The 22,414-nt window shown below is 42.2% G+C and carries 24 protein-coding genes; 15 read left to right on the top strand and 9 right to left on the bottom strand.

The genetic code is table 11. The features are described from left to right. The first annotated feature begins 302 nt into the window (after positions 1 to 302). The 14 genes from A5875_RS08005 (at position 303) to A5875_RS07940 (ending at position 15,290) form a co-directional block, all read left to right on the top strand. Complete coding sequence (locus A5875_RS08005) at positions 303 to 770, top strand: LytTR family DNA-binding domain-containing protein (RefSeq protein ID WP_088933105.1); 468 nt, start codon at positions 303 to 305, stop codon at positions 768 to 770. Beyond that, positions 767 to 1,144, top strand: a complete 378-nt coding sequence (locus A5875_RS08000; RefSeq protein ID WP_088933104.1) for a DUF3021 domain-containing protein — start codon at positions 767 to 769, stop codon at positions 1,142 to 1,144. Before A5875_RS08005 ends, A5875_RS08000 begins: the two co-directional genes overlap by 4 nt. A 100-nt stretch (positions 1,145 to 1,244) precedes the next feature. Then, positions 1,245 to 2,261: a LacI family DNA-binding transcriptional regulator gene (locus A5875_RS07995; protein WP_088933103.1), complete on the top strand. Its 1,017-nt coding sequence runs from the start codon at positions 1,245 to 1,247 to the stop codon at positions 2,259 to 2,261. Between the two features lie 156 nt (positions 2,262 to 2,417). After that, positions 2,418 to 3,452, top strand: coding sequence for a 5-dehydro-2-deoxygluconokinase (gene iolC / locus A5875_RS07990; RefSeq protein WP_002305505.1), 1,035 nt, complete (start codon positions 2,418 to 2,420; stop codon positions 3,450 to 3,452). Between the two features lie 10 nt (positions 3,453 to 3,462). Continuing rightward, entirely contained in the window at positions 3,463 to 5,379 is a 1,917-nt protein-coding gene (gene iolD / locus A5875_RS07985) for a 3D-(3,5/4)-trihydroxycyclohexane-1,2-dione acylhydrolase (decyclizing) (RefSeq protein ID WP_088933102.1), read from the top strand. Positions 5,380 to 5,417: 38 nt separating this feature from the next. Next, positions 5,418 to 6,242 carry a 5-deoxy-glucuronate isomerase gene (gene iolB, locus A5875_RS07980; RefSeq protein WP_088933101.1) on the top strand — a complete coding sequence of 275 codons (825 nt, stop codon included), beginning with the start codon at positions 5,418 to 5,420 and terminating at the stop codon, positions 6,240 to 6,242. Positions 6,243 to 6,295: 53 nt separating this feature from the next. Next, positions 6,296 to 7,750, top strand: coding sequence for a CoA-acylating methylmalonate-semialdehyde dehydrogenase (locus tag A5875_RS07975; RefSeq protein WP_088933100.1), 1,455 nt, complete (start codon positions 6,296 to 6,298; stop codon positions 7,748 to 7,750). A 75-nt stretch (positions 7,751 to 7,825) separates the two neighbouring features. Further along, entirely contained in the window at positions 7,826 to 8,986 is a 1,161-nt protein-coding gene (locus tag A5875_RS07970) for an iron-containing alcohol dehydrogenase (protein ID WP_088933099.1), read from the top strand. A gap of 111 nt (positions 8,987 to 9,097) precedes the next feature. Further along, the gene (locus A5875_RS07965; protein ID WP_002302384.1) at positions 9,098 to 10,105 is read left to right on the top strand and encodes a Gfo/Idh/MocA family protein; all 1,008 of its coding nucleotides are present in this window, start codon (positions 9,098 to 9,100) and stop codon (positions 10,103 to 10,105) included. A 23-nt stretch (positions 10,106 to 10,128) separates the two neighbouring features. Beyond that, positions 10,129 to 11,154 carry an inositol 2-dehydrogenase gene (iolG, locus tag A5875_RS07960; RefSeq protein ID WP_088933098.1) on the top strand — a complete coding sequence of 342 codons (1,026 nt, stop codon included), beginning with the start codon at positions 10,129 to 10,131 and terminating at the stop codon, positions 11,152 to 11,154. A gap of 16 nt (positions 11,155 to 11,170) precedes the next feature. Then, positions 11,171 to 12,061 (top strand): myo-inosose-2 dehydratase, encoded by an 891-nt coding sequence (gene iolE / locus A5875_RS07955; RefSeq protein WP_088933097.1) that lies wholly within the window; start codon positions 11,171 to 11,173, stop codon positions 12,059 to 12,061. A gap of 22 nt (positions 12,062 to 12,083) precedes the next feature. Continuing rightward, on the top strand, positions 12,084 to 13,679 hold the full coding sequence (locus tag A5875_RS07950) for a solute:sodium symporter family transporter (protein ID WP_088933096.1): 1,596 nt from the start codon (positions 12,084 to 12,086) through the stop codon (positions 13,677 to 13,679). Positions 13,680 to 13,697: 18 nt separating this feature from the next. After that, entirely contained in the window at positions 13,698 to 14,012 is a 315-nt protein-coding gene (locus A5875_RS07945) for a PTS sugar transporter subunit IIB (RefSeq protein WP_088933095.1), read from the top strand. A 669-nt stretch (positions 14,013 to 14,681) separates the two neighbouring features. Next, the gene (locus A5875_RS07940; protein WP_176244637.1) at positions 14,682 to 15,290 is read left to right on the top strand and encodes a DUF3267 domain-containing protein; all 609 of its coding nucleotides are present in this window, start codon (positions 14,682 to 14,684) and stop codon (positions 15,288 to 15,290) included. Between the two features lie 223 nt (positions 15,291 to 15,513). On the opposite strand, the gene A5875_RS07935 is transcribed toward A5875_RS07940, so the two are convergent. Next, positions 15,514 to 15,927, bottom strand: a complete 414-nt coding sequence (locus tag A5875_RS07935) for a GNAT family N-acetyltransferase (protein WP_088934657.1) — start codon at positions 15,925 to 15,927, stop codon at positions 15,514 to 15,516. 277 nt (positions 15,928 to 16,204) lie between these two features. Here A5875_RS07935 and A5875_RS07930 point away from each other — a divergent pair, with 277 nt between their 5' ends. Then, positions 16,205 to 16,588, top strand: coding sequence for a hypothetical protein (locus A5875_RS07930; RefSeq protein ID WP_088933093.1), 384 nt, complete (start codon positions 16,205 to 16,207; stop codon positions 16,586 to 16,588). 232 nt (positions 16,589 to 16,820) lie between these two features. Here A5875_RS07930 and A5875_RS07925 read toward each other — a convergent pair whose 3' ends face one another. The 8 genes from A5875_RS07925 to A5875_RS07890 form a co-directional block, all read right to left on the bottom strand. Further along, complete coding sequence (locus A5875_RS07925; protein WP_242551224.1) at positions 16,821 to 17,498, bottom strand: M23 family metallopeptidase; 678 nt, start codon at positions 17,496 to 17,498, stop codon at positions 16,821 to 16,823. A gap of 106 nt (positions 17,499 to 17,604) precedes the next feature. Then, on the bottom strand, positions 17,605 to 18,225 hold the full coding sequence (locus A5875_RS07920; RefSeq protein ID WP_088933091.1) for a TetR/AcrR family transcriptional regulator: 621 nt from the start codon (positions 18,223 to 18,225) through the stop codon (positions 17,605 to 17,607). Positions 18,226 to 18,414: 189 nt separating this feature from the next. Then, positions 18,415 to 18,639 carry a hypothetical protein gene (locus A5875_RS07915; protein WP_254911861.1) on the bottom strand — a complete coding sequence of 75 codons (225 nt, stop codon included), beginning with the start codon at positions 18,637 to 18,639 and terminating at the stop codon, positions 18,415 to 18,417. Between the two features lie 11 nt (positions 18,640 to 18,650). After that, positions 18,651 to 19,175 carry a PadR family transcriptional regulator gene (locus A5875_RS07910; protein ID WP_088933090.1) on the bottom strand — a complete coding sequence of 175 codons (525 nt, stop codon included), beginning with the start codon at positions 19,173 to 19,175 and terminating at the stop codon, positions 18,651 to 18,653. 169 nt (positions 19,176 to 19,344) lie between these two features. After that, complete coding sequence (locus A5875_RS07905) at positions 19,345 to 20,298, bottom strand: sugar-binding transcriptional regulator (protein WP_088933089.1); 954 nt, start codon at positions 20,296 to 20,298, stop codon at positions 19,345 to 19,347. Positions 20,299 to 20,328: 30 nt separating this feature from the next. Next, positions 20,329 to 21,324: a PTS glucitol/sorbitol transporter subunit IIB gene (gene srlE / locus A5875_RS07900; protein WP_088933088.1), complete on the bottom strand. Its 996-nt coding sequence runs from the start codon at positions 21,322 to 21,324 to the stop codon at positions 20,329 to 20,331. Between the two features lie 2 nt (positions 21,325 to 21,326). After that, entirely contained in the window at positions 21,327 to 21,860 is a 534-nt protein-coding gene (srlA, locus tag A5875_RS07895; protein ID WP_088933087.1) for a PTS glucitol/sorbitol transporter subunit IIC, read from the bottom strand. After that, complete coding sequence (locus tag A5875_RS07890; protein ID WP_088933086.1) at positions 21,860 to 22,258, bottom strand: transcriptional regulator GutM; 399 nt, start codon at positions 22,256 to 22,258, stop codon at positions 21,860 to 21,862. The genes srlA and A5875_RS07890 overlap by 1 nt, the downstream gene beginning before the upstream one ends. Positions 22,259 to 22,414 lie beyond the last annotated feature (156 nt).

The raw sequence follows: 22,414 nt of genomic DNA, 5'->3' as shown, positions 1-22,414 counted from the left end.
GTCATAAGACTTTTGACACCTGAATCTATAAAGTAAGTATAAAATTTTCAGATGAATAAATCGCTTTGTAGCGGGTATCTCCATGTCTGGCTTCACGAACTAGCTTTATCGGCAATAAGCAAAAATATTTCGAAATTTGAGAAGCAATTTAGAAATATTTTGGTCTTATTGCTCAAAAGCTGAGCGAGTTCGCGAAGCCTTTCTTATTTTACCGGATAGGCCGCCCCTTATACCGGAAAGGGAAAAGGTCTATTTTCTATACAGGAAATCGATTATTATAAGGATATTGAGGGGGGAGGCAGATGTTTAAAGGATTGAAGCTTCAAATAGAGATCGGGAAAAATTGGATAGCTCCGGAGGTTCGCATTCGAGCAGCGGAAGAGAAGTTGGCCGATCAAATCGCTAGTCGATTGGAGACGTATCAAGAGGATCAGTTGGTGATCAAAGTGAAGGATGAAATCATCCTGTTAAATAAATCAGAAATCATTTATTTGGAAGTATTCAATAAAATCGTGACATTGTTTACAGAAAATGAGCAGTATTCGATCCGTAAATCATTGGCTTCGTTAAAGGAAGAACTTCCTGCTGAGCAATTTTTACAGGTTTCAAAATCGGCATTAGTTAATACGAAGAAGATTCAAAAGCTGGAGGTCGCCTTTTCCGGCAGCCTGTATGCTTATTTGAAGAATGGACAGAAAATTACTGTTTCTCGGCGTTTTGTTGATCAGTTGAAACTTCAGCTTGGTGTTCAAAGGAGGAAGGCACAATGAAAAAAATAATCAAAATGCTGGCCCAATCAATTGGCTTCGGCAGTACCATCTGTATGCTGTTTGCATTTATTTTTGCGGATAGCGGGGTCAGAAAAATCGTGGTGAGCTTTATTTTACTATCGGTGGTGATTGGTTTGCTGAGCTTGATTTATGATGTGAAGAGGCTGTCGTTATTAGCGCAGACATTGATCCATATGGGCGGAAGCTTTATTGCCTTTATGATCGCAGCCGGGGTAAATCAGTGGTTTCCTTTTAGATGGCATGTCGTCTTATCCGCGTCTGTGACCTTTTTCCTTATTTTCTTTGGTATCTGGATTTTTTATTATTTGAAATACAAACGAGAGATTGAGCGGATCAATCAGAAGCTTGGGTAAAGGCTGACGGAATGAATCAATCACCATTAAAAGCACGCATAATTGCGTGCTTTTTTGTTTTGTGATAAAATAAACACAATAGGAAAAAAGGAGAGGCAAGATGGCGGGTACAATTAAAGAAATAGCTGAGAAAGCAGGAGTGTCAAGGGGGACAGTGGATCGGGCATTGAACGATCGAGGAAGGATCAATCCTGAGGTTGCAGAAAGAATCAAAGCAATCGCCAAGGAAATGAACTATGTTCCAAAGAAAAAGAAGGTCATAAAAGAGACAACGCTCAAGCTGGGGATTGTCACGCAATTGGCGAAATCTTCTTTTATGATCCCGATCCGATCAGGTCTGGAATCTATTATCGGGGATTTGAAAAAGCGAAACATTGATTGTTTTTTAGAAGAGGTAGACGGTGTCGATGAAGCGGCCCAGCTGCAGGCGTTGGATCGATTGGTGGAGCTTGGAGTTAAAGGGATCGCGATCATGCCAGTAGATAGTGATGGCATCAGAGAAAAAATTAATCAATTGACCGATCAGGGCATCCTCATCATCACTTTTAACTCGGATATTCTAGGTACGAATCGGCAGTGTTTTGTTGGGATGGACAACTTCAAAAGCGGAAAAACGGCTGCGGGATTACTAGGTATGCTGACGAAAGGAAAGGGCAAGGTTCTAGCGATTACCGGCTACTTTGGAAATAGCGTCAACAGCTTACGAGTGGCAGGCTTTGTTGAAGAATTGAAAGAGTCGTTTCCTGAACTGGAGCTGACGGGTGTTCAGAGCAGCTTTGATTCAAGCGCTGAGGTTGAAAAGATTTTAAGCAACACCTTGGAGAATTATTCAAACTTAGATGGCGTAGTCGTCTTTTCTGGCGGACAAGCGGGAATTGCCCGAGCGTTGGAAAAAATCGATGAAAGCAAGCGGCCCTATGTAATCATTTATGATTTGACTAAGAACAATATTGAGATGTTGAAAAACGATCGGGTTGATTTTCTAATCGATCAAGATGGATTTACTCAAGGCTATCGTTCATTACTGATGTTAGCGAATCAGCTGCAAAATAATAAAACGGTTACAAAGGATGCGCTATTTACTGATATAATTATTAAGACAAAATACAATATTTAATCTAGGCGTGAATCGTGATGTAAGGCGATTCACGCTTTTTTTGTCGTTATTTTCAAATGGCACGCAATCGTGCGTGCGAAAATAAATATTGCACGCTGTGTTTTAGCGTGCTATACTTGCCTCAGAAATAGAAGAACGGATAAAGAGGTGGATATATTGAGTTATATAAAGTTTGACCAATCAAAAGAATTTGACTTGCTGCTTTTAGGAAGAGTCGCTATCGATTTTAATCCTGCCTACAATGATCAAGTCAAAGAAGAGTTTAAACCGTTGAAAAAGGTCCATATGTTTGAAAAATTTGTGGGCGGATCTCCTGCCAATATTGCTGTGGGTGTTACCAAACATGGCATGAAAGCTGGTTTTATCGGAACAGTCTCGGACGATCAGTTCGGCGAATATGTGATCGATTATTTCAATGAACAAGGCATCGATACGTCTCAGATCAGCAAAGCGCAGCATGGTGAAAAGCTGGGGCTGACCTTTACTGAAATGCTCTCATCAAAGGAAAGCAATATTTTGATGTATCGAAATCAAGCCGCAGACCTGCAGCTTAGTGTTGAGGATATTGATGAGGACTACTTGAAACGGTCAAAAGCGCTATTAATCTCAGGCACTGCACTAGCAGAGAGCCCGTCCAGAGAAGCCGTAATCAAGGCAGTGATGCTGGCGAAAAGGAATAATGTCAAAATTATTTTTGATATTGATTACCGCGCTTATAACTGGAAGAACAATGATGATATTTCAATTTACTATTCGATGATCGCTAAGGAATCAGACATTATCATGGGTTCAAGAGAAGAGTTCGATTTAACAGAGAAATTGATCCAGCCTAACATGTCAGATAATGAAAGCGCTGCTTTTTGGCACAGTTGTGGTGCTGAGATTGTCGTAATCAAACATGGAATGAAAGGATCGACTGCTTATACGGCTGATCAGCAGCAGTTTTCAATCAAGCCGTTTCCGGTGGAAGCACGCAAAGGCTTTGGCGGCGGAGATGGTTATGGCTCGGGTTTCTTATACGGTTTATTCGAAGGCTGGGAGATTATTGATTGTTTAGAGTTTGGATCAGCGGAAGCGTCAATGATGGTCAAAAGCAATAACTGTTCAGATTCTTTACCGACGACTCAGGAGGTAAAAGATTTTATTACATTGGAGAAAGAAATATACGGCGAAATGATCGCTCGGATTTAAGGTGAAGAAAATGGAAAAGACGGTTTGTTTAACAACAGCACAAGCATTACTAAAATTTTTGAATCAACAATACATCAGCATCGACGGCAAAGAAACGCCTTATGTTGAAGGGATCTTTCATGTCTATGGTCACGGAAATGTTTTGGGGATCGGTCAGGCGCTGGAATTAGAGCCCGGACATTTGAAAAGCTATAGCGGAAAAAATGAGCAGGGGATGGCCCACGCGGCTACTGCCTTTGCCAGACAGAATTTACGCAAGAAAATTTTTGCCGTATCAACATCTGCTGGACCGGGCGCGGCCAATCTGTTAACAGCAGCGGGTACGGCATTCGCAAATAATATCCCCGTACTTTTTTTACCGGCGGATACGTTTGCTACACGTCAGCCTGATCCGGTCTTGCAGCAGCTGGAACATGCAGGCAGCGTAGCCTTTTCGACAAATGATGCATTTCAAGCTGTTTCTCGCTACTGGGATCGCATCAATCGACCAGAGCAGTTGATGTCTGCGTTATTGCGGGCCTTTGAAGTCATGACGAACCCGGCAACGATGGGCCCGGCAACGATTTGTCTGCCGCAGGATGTGGAGGCAGAAGCCTATGACTATCCGGAGGAATTTTTCAAAAAAAGAGTACATTATATTGATCGCAGGATTCCGACCGCTCGTGAGCTTGCTGGAGCGAGTCAACGAATAAAGGACAGCAAACGACCTGTCATCATCGTTGGAGGCGGCTGCAAATATTCGGAGGCTGGTGAGATTCTTGAACAAATCTCAAGAGATTGTCAGATTCCGTTAGTTGAAACGCACGCAGGTAAATCGACTGTTTCGTGGAAATTTAAAAACAATCTCGGCGGAATGGGGATTTTGGGAACTTCGGCTGCTAATAAAGCTGTGCAGCAAGCGGATCTGATTATTGGGATTGGCACACGCTACACTGATTTTACGTCAGCTTCTAAAAGTATTTTTAATTTTGAACAAGCGAAAATGATGAATATTAACGTAAGCAGACAACAGGCCGCTAAATTGGAAGCCTTTCAAGTGGTTGGTGATGCAAAAGCGACATTGGAGCAGCTTGCTCCAATGATCGAAGGCTATCAAACCGCCTATGGCGAGAAGATCAATGAACTGAAGGAAGAATGGATCAGTGAGCGAAATCGGTTGAAAGCTGCGCATTTTAAGCGTAAAGATTTTACGCCAGAAATCAAAGATCATTTTTCTCAAGAAATCTTGAATGAATATGCCGATGCGTTGGCTACGAATTTGACGCAAACAGAGGTCTTCATTCATTTAAATGATTTTGTTGATGAAGACGCGATCGTGATTGGTTCAGCCGGTTCATTGCCGGGTGATATGCAGCGCCTATGGAATCCTGTGAAGGAGAATACCTATCATTTGGAATACGGTTATTCTTGTATGGGCTATGAAATCGCTGGTGCGATGGGCGTACGAATGGCTCGACCAGAACAAGAGGTCTATGCCTTAGTAGGCGACGGCAGTTTCTTGATGCTGCATAGCGAGCTGGTTTCTAGTTTGCAATATGATAAAAAAATCAACATTGTACTTTTCGATAATTCTGGTTTCGGCTGTATCAATAATTTACAGATGGATAACGGCGGAGCTAGCCAAGGAACCGAATTCAGAAATACCAAGGACGAGATCATGAACATCGATTACGCCAAAGTTGCTGAAGGCTATGGCGCAAAAACGTATCGGGTAAACTCGATTGCAGAGTTACAAGCAGCGGTCGAGGATGCGAAGAAGCAAACACGATCGACGCTGATTGAGATAAAGGTACTTCCTAAAACCATGACAGACGGCTACGACGGCAGCTGGTGGAACGTCGGTATCTCAGAGGTATCGGGTAAAGCAGCTGTGCAGGAGGCTTACAAAGCCAAGCAAGCGAAACTTGCTACTATCAGAAAGTATTAAATATTGCTTTTTGTGATTGAAAATAAGGAGTGGATTGATTGGAAAAGACATTGAAGCATCAACCATTAATAAAGGAACTAGCACCTGGAGTAAAACAAATCCAAAATATTCGGCAGTCTAATTCTGATTTGAGTTATATCGAATTTCAGATTTTGGAGCCGGAAAAGGGTGCTTCTTACAAGGAAATCGGCAGTCAACTGGAGGTCTGCATCGTCGTTTTGACCGGGAAAATTAAGGTTAAAGCAGCAGACACTTGGTATGAAGATTTAGGAACACGAGAATCTGTTTTTGAGAAGATTCCAACCGACAGCATTTATCTTCCGGTGGAGCACTCGTTTGAACTTGTGGCAACTACAGACAATGTCCGATTGGCACTTTGCTATTCGCCAGCGAAAAAAGCGTTGCCGGTATGTGTGATTCGTGCAGAGGATAATACCGTCGAAGAACGCGGACTCTATCAGAATAAACGGCTCGTCCATAATATTTTACCGGACAATGTCGATACTGCCAGCAGCCTGCTGGTGGTCGAAGTTTATACCGAGGGCGGCAATTTTTCCAGCTATCCTCCTCATAAGCATGATCAAGAGAATCTGCCTCATGAGTCCTTTTTAGAGGAAACTTATTATCATGAGCTTGATCCAGAGCAAGGGTTTGTCTTTCAACGAATATACACAGAGGACCGTTCGTTAGATGAAACGATGACGGTGGAGCATCAAAATGTCGTCGAAGTTCCTAAGGGCTATCATCCAGTTGGAGTAGCAGACGGGTATACTTCCTACTATTTAAATGTGATGGCAGGACCTGAGCGAATTTGGAAATTCCACAATGAAAAGAAGCACGAATGGATCTTGCAGCGCAAGTAGTTATTTCGCTGTCAGACACATAAGGTTTAGTTAGGTTTTTAGGAGGAAAATAAATGACAAGATTTTTAAGAAATTATATTGATGGTCGCTGGGTTGCAAGTCGGGCAACAGAATTTGAAGAAGTCGTCAATCCGGCAACAGAAGAAGCACTGGTGAATGTACCATTATCCAGCAAAACAGAAACGGCCGAAGCAGTCAGAGCTGCTGATGCTGCCTTTCAAACTTGGAAAAAAGTTCCGGTTCCAGTTCGCGGACGTTATCTTTTCAAGCTGCATCAGCTTTTAACAGAACATAAGAGCGAATTGGCACGTTTGATTACGCTGGAAAATGGGAAATCATTTTCCGAGTCGCTGGGAGAAGTTCAGCGAGGAATCGAAAATGTCGAACACGCAGCGGGAATCACTAATTTAATTATGGGAGATTCCTTGTCGACAGCGGCGACTGATATTGAGATCACGAATTACCGTTACCCGATCGGAGTAATTGGCGGGATCACACCGTTTAATTTTCCAATGATGGTGCCCTTCTGGATCTTCCCGATGGCGCTGGCGGCAGGAAATACGGTGGTGCTGAAGCCTTCAGAAAAAACGCCGTTATTGATGGAAAAAATTGTTGAGCTGATCGAAGAAGCAGGATTTCCAAGCGGTGTTTTCAACGTTGTTTATGGTGCCCATGATGTTGTTAACACGTTGTTGCAAGATCCGTTAGTAAAAGGGATCAGCTTCGTAGGGTCAAAAAATGTCGGTGAATATGTTTACCGCGAAGGCACAAAAAATCTGAAACGGGTACAAGCATTGACTGGAGCGAAAAACCATGTTGTTGTGTTGAAGGATGCCAACATTGATCGAGCAGTCAAAGACCTTATTGGCGGAGCTTATGGTTCTGCTGGCGAACGTTGCATGGCAGCTTCTGTCATCGTTTTGGAAGAGGCGATCGCGGATCAGTTTGTTGAAAAATTTAAGACTGCGGCAAAAGCAGTCAAGATCGGCAACGGCTTGGATGAAGGGGTCTTCTTAGGACCAGTCATTCGAAAAGAAGCGCAGCAGCGAACCTTTGACTATATTCAAAAAGGGGTCGATGAAGGGGCGGATCTATTGCTAGATGGTCGCGAAAATATTCCAGAAAAAGGTTATTTCGTGGGACCTACGATTTTTGACAATGTCACGATGGATATGAAAATCTGGCAGGATGAGATTTTTGCCCCAGTGGCATCGATCGTGCGGGTGAAAGATTTAAAGGCAGCGGTTGAGCTGACGAATGAATCTGAATTTGCGAACGGTTCGTGTCTGTATACCAACAACGCATCAGCGATTCGCTACTTTAGAGAAAATGTTGATGCTGGGATGCTGGGAATCAATCTTGGCGTACCGGCGCCGATGGCTTGGTTTGCCTTTTCTGGCTGGAAGCACTCTTTCTTTGGCGATCTGCATGCCAATGGCAAAGACAGTGTTGAATTTTATACCCATCGAAAAGTAGTTACAGCTCGTTATGCGCAAAGTGAGATATAAAGATTTGCTTCGAAGCTCTGTCAAAGAGCTTCGAGGATTCTGATATAGGCGATTAGCCAGAAAGAGGTTTTTTCTGTGAATATTCAACTGAAAATGCCTGCCAATTTAAGAATAGGCGGGGGAACGATCCAATTTCTTATGGAAGAATCAGAAAAATTAGGCAACAAGCCGTTAATCATTAGTGATACGGTTATGCAGCAAACAGGACATCTGCAAAAGGTCAAGGAGCTGTTAGGAAAAACAAGTGATCAGTTAGCCGAGTATACAGACATTCAAGCCGAACCGACACAAGAAAATGTCTCTGACGCGTTGAAGCTGTTTCAAAAGCATGAATGTGATCATATCATTGCTTTTGGCGGCGGCAGCTGTCTGGATACAGCCAAGGTGGTAGCCGTTTTGGCTGCTAATCAATTAAGTCTCGAAGCGATTCATGCAAAGAATTTTGATCAGCTGCAAGCGGGCATTCCACTGATTGCTGTTCCAACAACTGCGGGGACTGGATCGGAAGTGACCGATGTCGCAGTTATTACCAATACAAAAACGGCGGTCAAAATGATGATGAAGGATCTCGTTTTCATGCCTCAGATTTCAATCGTCGATTCTGATTTCACGAAAACTGTGCCGCCGAAAGTAACCGCGGCGACCGGAGTCGATGCCTTATGTCACGCGCTGGAATCCTATGTATCGGTCAAAGCCAATGAGGTGACACGACTATTTTCCCTAGAAGCGATGAAGAAAATTTTGAACACGCTTTCTCAGGCATACGAAAATGGCGACGACACTGAAGCCAGAGAACAAATGAGCTTAGCTTCAACTGAGGCGGGGATTGCTTTTTCGAATGCGTCAGTCACATTGATTCATGGAATGAGTCGACCGGTGGGGGCACTTTTTCACATTCCTCATGGGATATCAAATGCGATGTTATTGCCAGTCTTTTTAGAATTCTCAAAGGATGCTATTCAGGCTGAGTTAGCGGCGATCGCCAGATTTATTTATCCGGCAGCCGAAGAATTATCGACGGAAGAGGCTGCGGAGTATCTGATTAAAAAGATCCAAGAACTCTGTGAGCAGCTGTCGATCCCAACGATCCGAGATTATGGTATTGATCAGCAAGCGTTTATGGCAGCCTTAGACAAAATGGCCGCGGATGCCTTGGCCAGCGGAAGTCCGCAAAATAATAAAAAGGTGCCTAGTCATAGTCAAATAAAGGAATTATACGTACAAGCTTATGGGTAGTAAAAGGCGGAGCAAAGAGAGGCTCTACCTTTTAAGAATAAAAGCTACACAGGAATAATTTTGTAAGCGCATACTAGGTGTGCTTAAACAACAGAACAGGGGGATAAGTAATTGAGAGTAAAAGTAGGCGTTATCGGAACAGGTGCAATCGGCATCGAGCATATCGACAGGATCAATCAGAAAACACAAGGTGCTTATGTGACAGCAGTCTCAGATATCAATGTAAAAGCTGCTAAAGAGGTTGCCAAACGTGTCGATGCTAAATTCTTTGAAACCGGAGAAGCATTGATCGCTTCTGAAGATGTGGATGTCGTTGTTGTGACTTCTTGGGACCCGACCCATGAACAGTATGTGTTAGAAGCAATCAAGCACGGGAAATATGTTTTCTGTGAAAAACCATTAGCGATGGATGCAGCAGGCTGCCGCCGGATCGTTGATGCGGAAGTTGCTTATGGGAAGAAATTGGTTCAGGTCGGCTTCATGCGCCGCTATGACCGCGGCTACATTGAACTGAAAGAAGCAATCGAATCGAAGCAATACGGAGAAGCATTGATGATGCATTGTGCCCATAGAAATCCTAGCGCGGATGAAAACTACACGACACCGATGGCGATCAGCAACACCGCGATTCATGAGATTGATGTGCTTCGCTGGTTGCTAAATGAAGACTATGAATCTGTTCAAATGATCTTGCCTAAGAAAACCAGCAACTCCCATGCCGATTTGCATGATCCGCAGCTGCTGATCTTTCAAACAAAATCCGGTGTAACGATTGATTTGGAAATCTTTGTGAATTGCCGCTTTGGCTACGATATTAAATGTGATGTGGTTTTCGAAACGGCAGAAGTAGGAATGACGGACCCAGCCTATACACGAATTAAATCAGAAGAAAAAAATTACACACCTGTTTCACCAGATTGGCAGACTCGCTTCTTGGATGCCTATGATTATGAATTCAAGCTGTGGATCGATTCGATCAAAAATGATGCGGTTGTAGGTCCTACCGCTTGGGATGGGTATGTAGCAGCGATCACCATGATGGCTTGTCATGAGTCTCGTGAAACAAAAACAAAAGTAATGATTCAAATGGATGAACGACCAGCACTATACAATGAGTAATTCTCAGAAAACGGAGGTATTTCATGAACAATATTAGAGTAGGCATCGTCGGTTTAGGAAGATTAGGAAAAGTACATGCACAAAATTTAGCAACGGGTGTCAGTGGTTGTGAGCTTACGGCTGCGTGCAGTTTAGTTGAAACAGAATTAGCATTCGCACAGAAGAAATTAGGCGTCAAGCATACTTTTTCCAGCTATGAAGAAATGGTTAAAAGTTCCGTGATCGATGCAGTCTTTATTGTTTCACCATCAGGCTTTCACTGTGACCAAGTCCGCTTGGCGATGGAAAATGGCAAGCATGTCTTTACTGAAAAACCATTAGGCCTTGAAGTTGAAGATATTAAAAAGACCCAAAAAGTCATCGAAGAGCATCCTGAACAGGTCTTCATGTTAGGCTTCATGCGCCGCTATGATGAGTCGTATCAGTATGCGAAGAAAATGGTAGAAGATGGCGAAATCGGCGAAATCACACTGATTCGTTGTTATGGGATCGATCCGAGCGAAGGCTTAGAAAGCTTTGTCAAATTTGCGATGAATAACGACAGCGGCGGCTTGTTCTTGGATATGGCGATCCATGATATTGATTTGGTTCGCTGGTTTACCGGCCAAGAAGTCGATCAAGTGTGGGCGATTGGGAAAAATGCGGCGTATCCAGAATTGGATCAGGCTGGTGAGCTTGAGACCGGAGCTGCAATGATGAGCTTGAGTGATAAAACCATGGCTTTACTAGTTGCCGGCAGAAACGCAGCTCATGGCTATCATGTCGAAACAGAGATCATGGGAACCAAAGGAATGCTGCGGGTAGCACAAGCGCCTGAGAAAAATCTTGTGACGATCATGAACGATCAAGGGATCATCCGTCCATGTTCGCAAAACTTCCCAGAACGATTTAGAGAAGCCTTCATTCGTGAAGCCCAAGAATTTATCTCATGTATTCAAGAAAAACGTCAACCAGCGGTTAATGCAGAAGATGGATTGCAATCAACTAAGATCGCGTTGGCTTGTCAAGAATCATTCGATACGAAGAGTTTAGTACAGCTAAAAAAATAAGCAGGAGTGTGAGAATATGACCAAACAAATTCAATTAGCCATCGCACCAATCGCGTGGACCAATGATGATATGCCGGAGCTTGGTAGTGAAAATACCTTTGAACAATGTATCAGTGAAATGGCCCTTGCTGGGTTCACCGGAACAGAGATCGGCAACAAATATCCAAAAGATCCAGAGGTGTTGGAACAATATTTGAGTATTCGCGGCTTAAAAGTAGCCAGTGCATGGTTCAGTGCGTTTTTGACAACTAAACCTTTTGAAGAAACAGCCGAAGCCTTCAAAGCGCATCGGGATTTCTTACATGCGATGGGCGCGAAAGTCATCGTAGTAGCTGAGCAGGGTCATAGTATCCAAGGCATTATGACAGCGCCAGTCTTTGATGATAAACCAGTTTTCACTGATGAAGAGTGGAAAAAACTGGCGGAAGGATTAGAAAAATTAGGGGATTTGGCCCACGAAAAGGATATGGAGATCGTTTACCATCATCACATGGGTACCGGCGTTCAAACAACGGAAGAAATCGATCGTTTAATGGAAATGACTGATCCAGACAAAGTTAAATTATTGTTCGATACGGGACATTTGGTCTTTTCTGGTGAAAATCCAATCGCGGTTTATAACCGTCATCAAGATCGTATCAAGCACATCCATTTCAAAGATATTCGTCAAGAAACGGCTGAAGAAGTAGAAAAGGAAAAAGACAGCTTCTTAAACGGCGTGAAGAAAGGCGTCTTCACGGTTCCTGGTGATGGGATGATTGATTTCACTCCAATCTGGACAGCAATTCATGCCAGCGACTATGAAGGCTGGATCGTAGTTGAAGCAGAACAGGACCCGGCTAAAGCCAATCCATTTGAATATGCAGTCAAAGCCAGAAGCTACATTCGAGAGGTCACCGGTCTTTAATCTATTGAAAAGGAGCTAGACGATGAATCTTTTTTCTATAATCAGTTTCCTAGTGATTGTCATCTGTGTATGGTTGTTTGCCTATTCTAGATCCAGAAGTGTCGATACTTCTGGATCAGAAGGCTTCTTCATGGGCGGGCGAAGCTTAACGGCTTTGCCGATCGCCGGCACGATTATCATGACGAACCTGTCCACCGAACAAATAGTCGGACAAAATGGTCAAAGTTATCATGCAGGGATGGAAGTAATGGCCTGGGAAGTAACAGCTACGATCGCGATCGTAGCCTTGGCTGTAATATTCTTGCCAAAATATTTTAAATACGGCATCAATACGATCTCAGATTTCATCGAGATTCGTTATGATACAGTTACCAAACGAATTATTTCGATCTTATTTATTGTAACCTATATGACTTCCTTCTTACCCGTGGTTCTTTATTCTGGATCGCTGGTATTCAATAAGATCTTCCATATTGATGAGCTGCTGGGCGTCCAGCCGATCGTCGCGATTATAATTGTAGCGATGGCAATTGGTATTGTCGGCATTCTCTATCTGCTGATCGGCGGCTTGTCGTTAAGTGCCAATAGTGACTCTATTTATGGCGTCGGTCTGCTAGTTTGTGGTTTGCTGGTCCCAATTTTAGGCTTAATGAAGCTTGGTGACGGCAGCTTTGTTGGCGGGATCGAACACGTTGTGGTAAACACCCCATGGCTGCTTAACTCTGTGGGATCGATCGACTCGGCTGTTGTTCCATGGCCGACCTTATTTACAGGGATGCTGTTTAACAATCTGTATTTCTGGTGTACCAATCAAATGATCGTTCAAAAAGCGTTGTCCGGCAAGAATTTAGCTGAGGCACAAAAAGGGGCGTTCATGGTCGGCGTCTTCAAAATCTTTGGCGCGTTGTTCCTAGTCTTTCCAGGGATCGTCGCTCGGAATATTTTTGGGGATAGCTTAATGTCAAATCCAGATAACGCGTATCCTTTTTTAGTCAGTGAAGTATTGCCGAAAATGATCTTTGGGATTTTCGCCGCTGTTATCTTTGGCGCGATCCTATCATCATTTGCGGGAGCTTTGAACGCGACATCAACCTTGTTTTCACTGGATTTTTATAAACCGCTTATCAATAAGAAAGCAAATGACAAACAAATCGCTCGGGCTGGTAAAACAGTGACAGTGGTTGTGGGGATTATCTCTATTATCGTAGCGCCATTCATTTCTTTTGCGCCAGCAGGTTTGTATCAGTTCGTTCAGGAATTCAATGGCTTATACAATATGCCGCTGCTTGTGATCATCCTCTTTGCCTTTTATTCAAAAAAAGCAACCGCTTTCGGGGCAAAAACGACGATCGCTGTGCATATTGTGCTATACGCATTATCAAAAATGTTTTTCCAAAATATCCATTTCCTCTATGTTTTGACGGCATTATTCGTTTTAGACATTATCATTTTGATGGTAGTTTCCAAATTGAAGCCTGATGGAGAATTTGTGTTGAACTCATTCGATACAAAAGTCGATATCGAGCCTTGGAAATACACCAAGGTGACTGCTATCGTATTGGTTGTTGTTGTTATTTTAACCTATGTGGCATTTTCACCAATTGGCTTTGCCCGATAAAGAAGATAGGAGAATATTATGCATAAGGATCTACTGATTATTTGTGAGGCAGGTATCAGTGCATCGCTGCTCGTATCAAAAATGCTTGAAGCGATCAGAGCAAGAAATCTATCATATGAGATAGATTATGCACCGATAAGCAGGGTCGAAGAAAAACTAAATTTTAAAGACTATGACGTTTTACTTTTGACGCCGCAGGTCGCCCGTTCTGAAGAGAAAGTAAAAGAAATCATCAAAAGAGAAAAATGTACCGCACAGATTATTTTTATCAAACAAGAAGATTTTCGTTATATGAATATTGAAAACATCATTGCAAGTATTGAAGAAAACTAACGAAAACCTTGTTTATTAAGTGTCGAGGAGGTGGTATATGGAAAGTTGGCGCGTTCGCCCCGATCACCCCAATAGGAAGGGCGGACTTATTAGAAATACCCAATCTTGTATTTATTCAATAGGGTAAGCGGACCTCAATAGTCGGCTCATCCCCAAAAGTCGAATGGAGACACTTAAATGAGTGTACCTATTCGACTTTTTGAGTGGAGATAAAAGAGGCGTTCTTGTTTTTTTAAAACCCAATTTTTTGCGAAATCATCAAAAATATGGCAAGTGAAAAAGTGAGCAATCATTTATAATAAAGGTAAGGGGAGATTGGTTTTTATATAGAATTAGAAGCGGTCACTAAAACCATTTTCTTGCAGCAAGTTAGACATTCGATGGTTCCAGACGTTCATTTGGCAGAAATGACAGGAATTCAAGTAGAAGCAAAATGACCTAGCGAGCCCCTTGATTTTATGGAAGAGCGTGAAAACAATACTAAAGCAGCAGCTAGAATTCTTGATCGAAAGATTGCTTCTAGCTGTTTTTTTATTCTTCAATTTATTTTTGTTAAATAACTTTTGAATTTAGGTTTTGACGGAGCGGAGTCCTGCCTATATTATGGCGGAAAGGGGGTTAGAAAAAGTGTTGATCTATGTGGGGACATAGGAAACGGGGGTAAGGATTATGGAGACTAGGAAAAGGCGGAAAAAGAATCAGAGGTACGAACAATTTGATGCTCTTTGTCAGGAAATGCAGGAAAAGAATTATCGCAAGGAGGACAAAACGATTTCGATAAAGGAAACTGACTCACAGGGAATGCTGGTGGCGCTGCCCTTTATCGTATTGGTGGTGATTGGTTATTTTTGGCGCTGGGGAGCGGACGCCACACCTCTTTGGGAGATCAATTTTCGCAGGTTTATTTTTCTATTGCTTTTGTCGCTTCCGATTCATGAGTTGATTCATGGGCTGGCTTGGGCGAATTACGCCAAGAGCAGGATGAAAAGTATCCGCTTTGGTTTTAACGTCAAAGAGCTGATGCCGTATTGTCATTGTAAAGAGGCGTTGAGAGCAAAAGCTTATAAAATCGGTGTATTAGCACCAGTTGCGATACTGGGAGGCGGGTATTATTTCTTGTCGTTGCTGTATCCAAATACGGAGCTGATCTTACTGGCGGCCTTTAATATCTTCATGTCAGCCGGTGATTTGCTGATCTTTTGGGGTGCGCGGTCTGTTCGCAGGGGGTTAGTGATCGATCATCCTGAGTTGCCGGGTTTTGTGGTATTTACTAAATAAAACAAAAAACAGGAGTCCTAAAAAATAGGAATCCTGTTTTTTTAACATTAAAGGAAGTATAGAATTTCAACATGAATAAATCGCTTTGTAGCGGGTATATCCATGTCTGGCTTCACGAACTAGCTTTATCGGCAATAAGCAAAAATATTTCGAAATTTGAGAAGCAATTTAGAAATATTTTGGTCTTATTGCTCAAAAGCTGAGCGAGTTCGCGAAGCCTTTCTTATCGCTTCAAATACATGCCTAAGCTCTCTGGTGCGGTCTCCACAAAGCCGAACTGCTTATAAAGATTATCTGCCGGGCAATCGGCGATCAAATTGACATAGGCTTGCGGATCAACTTCATTTTCAATATGTGTCATCAATAGCTGCATGATGTTTTTTGCCAGTCCATTTCCCTGCTCGCTAGGATGAACGGCAATATCAACAATCTGATAGGCAGTCCCGCCATCGCCGATCAGTCTGCCCATTCCGACAAGCTCCTGATCCGTGCTTCTTCTAATGATAACAGAATAAATACTGTTGCTTAGTCCTATTTTACTGGCATCTTTACCGCGATCAGACAGCCCGCAAACCTTGCGCAGGGCCAAGTATTCATCCACTTCAGGAATATCGATTCTGATGCTATAATTCTCCAAATTGTCCATACCGTTCCTCCTTGAATCACTGTATAGGTGTTATTCTACGCTATTTATCAACGGAAGCAAAAAATAAGATACACAAATGAATAGATTTAACATTTTTTATTTTTTTAATCGCAAATTAAAAAAATAAAAATTTTACTGACAGAATTCAATCAGCCTCCTGCTTTGGGCTTGTGAAATGTCCTTTTCAAGAAAAAGGGGGTTTGACAGGAGGGATTTCTTAGGATTATAGTCTAGGCGTGATCACAAACAAAGAAAGAGAGGGAGTACTATGACAGAAACATTTTTAACACACCAGCAAATATTTTCACTAAAAAGAAAGACTTTAGAAAAACGAATTCGGAACTATTACGAAGAAACCCATGATGAAGATACAACGATCAAGCTTTTGATAGCGCTTCAGGTTCGTGATGAACTGGGAACGGCGGATTTTTCATTTTTCCTAAAGGACGTCGTTCGTAAGATCATGCTGCATACGAAAACAACCCGCGCATTACGCCGCTATTATATTTATTTTGAAAGCTATTTTGACAAGAAGGAATGGAAACAGCTGACTTCTCGTTTATTTGCAGCAACTTCTTTTATCGCCGAAAAAGCGAAAAAATTATTCGCGCAGTTTATCAAGGAACCCTTAGAAGGATTAGCAGGCTCTTGAAACGGATCAATTGATGCAGGGTCAAAAGAATAGCTTTAGCATAAAAGTACATCAAAAGTTTATTTGCTGTGGTGTCAAGCAGCTGCGATCTGTTCAGAAGTCGCGGCTTAATCACCCAATTTTCTGGTAAGCTACCAGCTTTGACCGATCACGAATACGCGTGATCCCATCAGTTTCAACTTCTTAATTACTCAATCGCTCAGGGCTTACTGACTCTGAGGTTTATATAGATTTAGTCCAGGGAACGAATCCGCTCACCTGCGGCAGGCAATTGCATTTTAACAAGCTCCCAGGCGTGTCCATTGTATTTTTCATAGGCTGCAAAGACGAAGGGCAGACCATTTGCCGTTTCGATTATTGCAGAATCCATTAACTGAAAATGCAAGTGGGGCTCGGTAGAATTTCCAGTATGTCCAACGTTGCCAAGGTAGTCTCCTTGCTGGATTGACTGGCCTTCGCTAACCGCGATGGAATCTTTTTGCAAATGGCAAAAAGCTGCGTAAATGCCCGCGGCTTGTTTGATGACGATATAATTTCCTGCGATTGCTTCAAAGCCGTCCTTCTTTGGATTGAAAAAGAGGGAGTGACGAATGGCTGTCGTTTGGTCATGAATCCAAGCAGCCTTTTCATCATCAGAGGTATTGTTTTTCACCGTGACGATCTCACCGGCAAATGGCGCAAAAACAGATTGACCAAAGCAGTAATATTTTTCTAGCGGAATGCCGCCTAAAAAATAGTTTGCCGCTTTTCCAGTATGAGAGCTGTTTTGCTGGTCCTTCTGAATAAAATCGAAGGCGTATCGCAACCCAAAACGATCTGTCCCATGGCTCGGAACCCGATCAACTGGGCTTGTTTCGGTGTACCATTCACCGCGCAAAGGAAAAGCGATAGCTATATTAGCTTCTTCCATCGTAGTACCTTCTTTCTGCAGAGGGGTATTTGCTGTGGACTGCTTCGAATATATCATCGCTAAAATCAAGATCGCTCCAACTAAGAATAGGCTTTTTTTCATTTAATTAGTGCGTGTAGAAAACGGTCTTGAGATCATCGAGGTATTGAGTCAGTTTGGCGCAGATCGCTTGATAATCGATTTGTTCGTAGTCAGTATTTTTCAGTTCTGCAAGAATCTCATTGGTGAAGCCGATATTTCCCCAAAGGATCAATTGTTTGCTGCGCTCAACATCAAGCTCTGGACGGAATTTTGATTCATCGATGGAGGCGAACAGCTCATCGGCACAAAGTGACTGCTGTGTTTTTGCCATCGCAGCTATTTTTTGATTGACCGCCGCCGAGTTTGTCTCAATCTTCAAATTGGTGAAGTCAAAGATCCACGGTTTTTTTTTCATTAATTCAATTTGCAAAGTGTAGGATTGCAGCAGGCGGGCGAAAATATCCTTTTCCTGCAAATCCATCTTATTTAAATAGTCCTCCGCAATCGTTTTTCGGCAATAATCCAGCAGCATCAAAAGTAATTCCTCTTTGCTTTTTACATAATGAAACATCAAAGCCTTCGACATACCAGCCGCTTTGGCAATTCGATTAGTGGACGCTTCTTCATATCCTCTTTGCGCAAACTCCTTTAACGCCGCGTTGATAATTCCTTGAATCTTAGCATCTTCCGTATTGATTTCAGTCAAAATGCTCACTCCTTTACCTATTAGGTCAATCCAAGTGTAACAAGCTTTACCTGATAGGTCAATCAGAATCCTAATAAAAAACCAATAACGTTTTTTTGTTATTGGTCCGAACGTATCTTTTAATTTGTTCTAGCAGAAATAATCCAAGTCACGCCGAAACTATCCTCGAGACAACCACTGATACTGTTGTCATCGGGCGGTAAATTGACCATCCTGAAAGGTGCATACCAGCGTTGTACTGATCGTAGGCAATATCGTTTGCTGTTCGGACATTGTGCTGGGATTGGTGAAGGTGTAGTTGGCAATGTAGGGACGCAGTAACTGATGGGGAGCAACGACGATGTAGTCCTGACTGACTTTAGGCAGAGAACTTTTGGTGATGCTTTCTTTATTTAGCATAGATACTCCTTTCAAAGAGCCAGCGCTCAAAAACCTTCCCGCACACTTTTGATCCATTTTTCGATCGCTTCAAATAAGAACAACTGTTGCTGCATCACGGCTTTACCTGTGGCCGGCAGGTTCGTTGAATTGGGATTGTCAGCAAGACTGTCCTGTAATTGGGTCGTCATCTTTTTAACATTGGCTTCGATAATACTGATGCAGGCCTTTTGATCAGCAGGCGCTAGACTATCCAGGTTAAGGATGACAGCGTTGAAGTCTAGGAAAATATTGATGGGACGAGCGGCGATCCCAAGCATTAATTTCTCGAATTCGGTTTTTCCTTTTTTGGTTAAAGAATAGACGGCTTTCTCCGGCATCTTGCCATTCTTTTTCGCGGTGCTTTTAACATAGCCTTGCTTTTCTAATTGCAGCATCTTTTTATAGATTGTAGGCGTGCTGACTTTTACCCATTGGGAGATGTTCTGGTATTCCACCAATTTCTGGATATCATAGGCGCTTAGCGACTCTTTTTTTAGGATACCTAATACAATCAAGTCAATCGTTCGCATCAGTAAAACCTTCTTCCTATCATGTTTTTTGTATACTATATGTACAAGTGATAGCTGATATACTACTATCTATTATAGTAGTTTGTTTTAAGCGGCTGGTCAAGCTAAATGAGTACGCTTCAACTAAGAATGCAACAAAAAAAATTCCTCAAAATAAGAGGAATTTTTTTTAATTACCATATTTCAATAATTTTTGTGCTGTACTGATATCAGTTACTAGCGAATTAATGATCCCGCTTTTAATGGCGGCGGCAATGGCAGATACTTTTTCACCCCCAGCAGCCACACCAAGTCGTACTGGGATATTTCTCAAATCTGCTAAATCAAGCGCAATAACTTGTTTATTCCAAGGGCAGTCGGCGATATTTCCGTTACGATCAATAAAAATATAAGATACATCACCTACCACGATGTCTCTGTCCAGACTGGTGAGGTCAGTCTTTGTGAGGTAAGTCGAGCGCATTTCTTCATAGATTGGTGCATTGCCGATTCCGAGTAGACAAATATCAGCTTTTTTTGCGACAGTAAAGATTGAGTCAACGAAAGATTCTTTTAATAGAATATTTTTAGTGAAGCTGGAGTCAACAATAATCGGTGCATGAAGTTGCAGATAATCTCCACCGCTATGTCGACTGAACAGTTCACAGTTCACATTGGCCTGAATATCCTGATGGGTCTTTCCCAATCCGCCAGACAATGGAACAAAAGTAACTCCTTCCATCGGCCTAGTATAAGGATAATTGTAAGCCATCTGCTGCATTGTACTTCCACCGGCTACCGCCACAATACTATCAGGTTTTGCGATACGCAAAAAATGATCGAGGGCTGTGTGTGCAAGTTGTGTCTTTTGAACGGAAGGGTCCACGGTAGCACACAAGATAACATTCTCCAATGAGAAGATATGCTTGATTTCTTGTTCTAGATCAGCATATTGATTCGCTATGTTGTCATGGATAATCGTTTCAACGATGCCTAATTTCTTAGCTTTTGCTAAGTACTTTGAAACTTGGGAACGACTTATATTCAAGGTATCTGAGATTTCTTTTTGTGGTCGCTCCTCTTCATAGTAGAGTCGCGCTAAAGTCACTAATAGATCAATGTCTGCTGGTTGCAAATTTTCCACCTCACACTTCTAAAAGAGCAAATTCATTATTTAGTATAGTCCGAAACTGAGCAGCCATGCAACAATCACTGCGATTGGTCCTGTAACTAAGCGAGTAAACAATACGGCAGGTGTTCCGATTTCGACAGTCTCTGGTGTTGCTTCACACAGGGTCAAACCAACAGGGATGAAGTCACAGACTACCTGAGAATTAATCGCAAAGAGTGCTGGTAGGGCATAAGATGGTGGAATAGTTCCTTTGCCGATTTCAACACCGATTAAGACACCGACGACTTGTGCGATAACGGCGCCAGGACCTAAAATCGGTGAAAGGATCGGAATCGCGCAGATAACCGAAAGAACCAGCAAACCGCCCAAATTACCAGCTAAAGGTTTTACTGCGTTAGCAATCATATTACCGACACCTGTATAGTTGATGATCCCAACCATAATACTAACGAAGGTCATAAAGGGCAGGATATTTTTAATCACAATGTCGATGGATTCACGACCACCCTGATAAAAGATATTTACAACTTTTCCGATAGTCTTTCCTAGACTGGTTACTATATCCATCAGCCCTTTTTTCTTGTTTACTTCAGATTGTGGAGGTTCTTCGACTGGCATTTCTACTTCGCTAATTGTTGTTGCTGGTTCACCAGATGAATCCACCTCAATATTTTCACTTACTGTTACATCGTCCAAAGATGTACCTGAAACAAAAATATCTTCGGTCATAAATTTACTCAAAGGGCCTGAAGGAGAAATAGGATGAACATCAATCGTTTTGACTCCTAATTTTGGATAAACACCACAGCGCAGTGTACCGCCACAATCTACAATTACGATGATGATTTCCTCGGGTTCTATCTTTTCTTTGAATCCGTCTTTTGTCGGGACATCTAACAGGTCGGCGATTTTTTGTGCAAGGGGATGAATGCCTCCGCCTGTTACGGAGACCACATATTTTTGTGTTTCTGTTGGGAAAACTTTCAGTGGACCACCCCAACCGTTGGGACCATGGTTAATAATTACTGACTTCATCATTATTATTGTGCCTCCTTTAGTCCTGAGCGTTTGATTAGCTGTTTAGTCATTGCTTCTGTAAACATTCCTCGGATTAAACAGACGATAAAGCCAGCAATCAAATAACGAACAGCTAGTGGTGAAATTGATAATCCCAGTTTGGTAATACCAGAAGAAATGCCGATCCATACGAATAATTCCCCGGGATTTGCATGAGGGAAAATTCCGGTCAAGGGGTGAGCCATTGATCCGATCGTATCAATAAAGGCCGGTTTCTGATCTTCATCTAAAAAGCGCCCCATAGTGAAACACATCGGGTTTGATAATAAGAATAAAGAACAAAAAGGTAATAATGTTGTACGTAAAATCGTAAAACGTGTGAGCTTTTGGGTGAAGTGTGAGACACGCTTTTCACCGATCAGAACGACTAAAGAATTGACAAAAGTTAATAAGACCAACAGATTCGGTAAAATGCCTGTGATGAGTCCAATCAGATTTTCACCGCCTGCATTAAAGATTCCGGTAAAACCTTCTGCTAATTTGACTAAAAAATCCATTATACAACCTCCTTAAGTATGTAAAAATCTTTGTTACAGTTTTTCAGGGCTTGCTCAAAGGCAGCAGCTTTCAAGTCTTTTTGCTGGGACAGTTGGCTGTAAGCAGTATCTAGTGGCAATCCAATCATCGAGTCAACAGATTTGGTGCGAGAAAAAATTGTGCGCCCAACCATTTCATGAAAGGCTAAAATCGCATTTTCCTCAGAGATCGAGATAATTACAAGAGCGCCTTTTCTGAGGGAATATTTGGATTTTGCTCGTCCCATGGTAACAATCGTATTGACAGCTTGATCGGCTTTAATTTCCACGATCGTCTTTTTGATATTGACGAATTGGAGATAGGAAAAAGAAAAATTTAAAACAAATAACAGGAACAGTGGTAAGAATAATGTCGTCATTTATAACCCCTCCTTATTAGTAATAAATGAAAGTTTAATGAAAGCGCTTTTACAACTTGAATGATAGATGAGTACTGGAACATAAGTCAATAGATCGAAGAAGAAACGAGCAAAATTTCCTATGTGAAAAAGATTCAAAAGTAAAAATGGAAATTA

The sequence above is a fragment of the Enterococcus sp. 3H8_DIV0648 genome (assembly GCF_002140655.1).
GTDB lineage: Bacteria > Bacillota > Bacilli > Lactobacillales > Enterococcaceae > Enterococcus_A > Enterococcus_A hulanensis.
The sequence above is the reverse complement of the archived record's forward strand: the minus strand, read 5'-3'. Positions and strand labels throughout refer to the sequence as shown.

Bases quoted from the DNA above. Each gene is read 5' to 3' on its own strand.
- A5875_RS07925 (WP_242551224.1), bottom strand. From the start codon at position 17,498: ATGGAAGAAGCTAATATAGCTATCGCTTTTCCTTTGCGCGGTGAATGG.
- A5875_RS07975 (WP_088933100.1), top strand. From the start codon at position 6,296: ATGACAAGATTTTTAAGAAATTATATTGATGGTCGCTGGGTTGCAAGT.
- A5875_RS07950 (WP_088933096.1), top strand. From the start codon at position 12,084: ATGAATCTTTTTTCTATAATCAGTTTCCTAGTGATTGTCATCTGTGTA.
- iolD (WP_088933102.1), top strand. From the start codon at position 3,463: ATGGAAAAGACGGTTTGTTTAACAACAGCACAAGCATTACTAAAATTT.
- A5875_RS07945 (WP_088933095.1), top strand. From the start codon at position 13,698: ATGCATAAGGATCTACTGATTATTTGTGAGGCAGGTATCAGTGCATCG.
- A5875_RS07890 (WP_088933086.1), bottom strand. From the start codon at position 22,258: ATGACGACATTATTCTTACCACTGTTCCTGTTATTTGTTTTAAATTTT.
- A5875_RS07930 (WP_088933093.1), top strand. From the start codon at position 16,205: ATGACAGAAACATTTTTAACACACCAGCAAATATTTTCACTAAAAAGA.
- A5875_RS07995 (WP_088933103.1), top strand. From the start codon at position 1,245: ATGGCGGGTACAATTAAAGAAATAGCTGAGAAAGCAGGAGTGTCAAGG.
- A5875_RS07940 (WP_176244637.1), top strand. From the start codon at position 14,682: ATGGAGACTAGGAAAAGGCGGAAAAAGAATCAGAGGTACGAACAATTT.
- srlE (WP_088933088.1), bottom strand. From the start codon at position 21,324: ATGATGAAGTCAGTAATTATTAACCATGGTCCCAACGGTTGGGGTGGT.
- iolE (WP_088933097.1), top strand. From the start codon at position 11,171: ATGACCAAACAAATTCAATTAGCCATCGCACCAATCGCGTGGACCAAT.
- A5875_RS07910 (WP_088933090.1), bottom strand. From the start codon at position 19,175: ATGCGAACGATTGACTTGATTGTATTAGGTATCCTAAAAAAAGAGTCG.
- srlA (WP_088933087.1), bottom strand. From the start codon at position 21,860: ATGGATTTTTTAGTCAAATTAGCAGAAGGTTTTACCGGAATCTTTAAT.
- iolG (WP_088933098.1), top strand. From the start codon at position 10,129: ATGAACAATATTAGAGTAGGCATCGTCGGTTTAGGAAGATTAGGAAAA.
- A5875_RS08005 (WP_088933105.1), top strand. From the start codon at position 303: ATGTTTAAAGGATTGAAGCTTCAAATAGAGATCGGGAAAAATTGGATA.
- A5875_RS08000 (WP_088933104.1), top strand. From the start codon at position 767: ATGAAAAAAATAATCAAAATGCTGGCCCAATCAATTGGCTTCGGCAGT.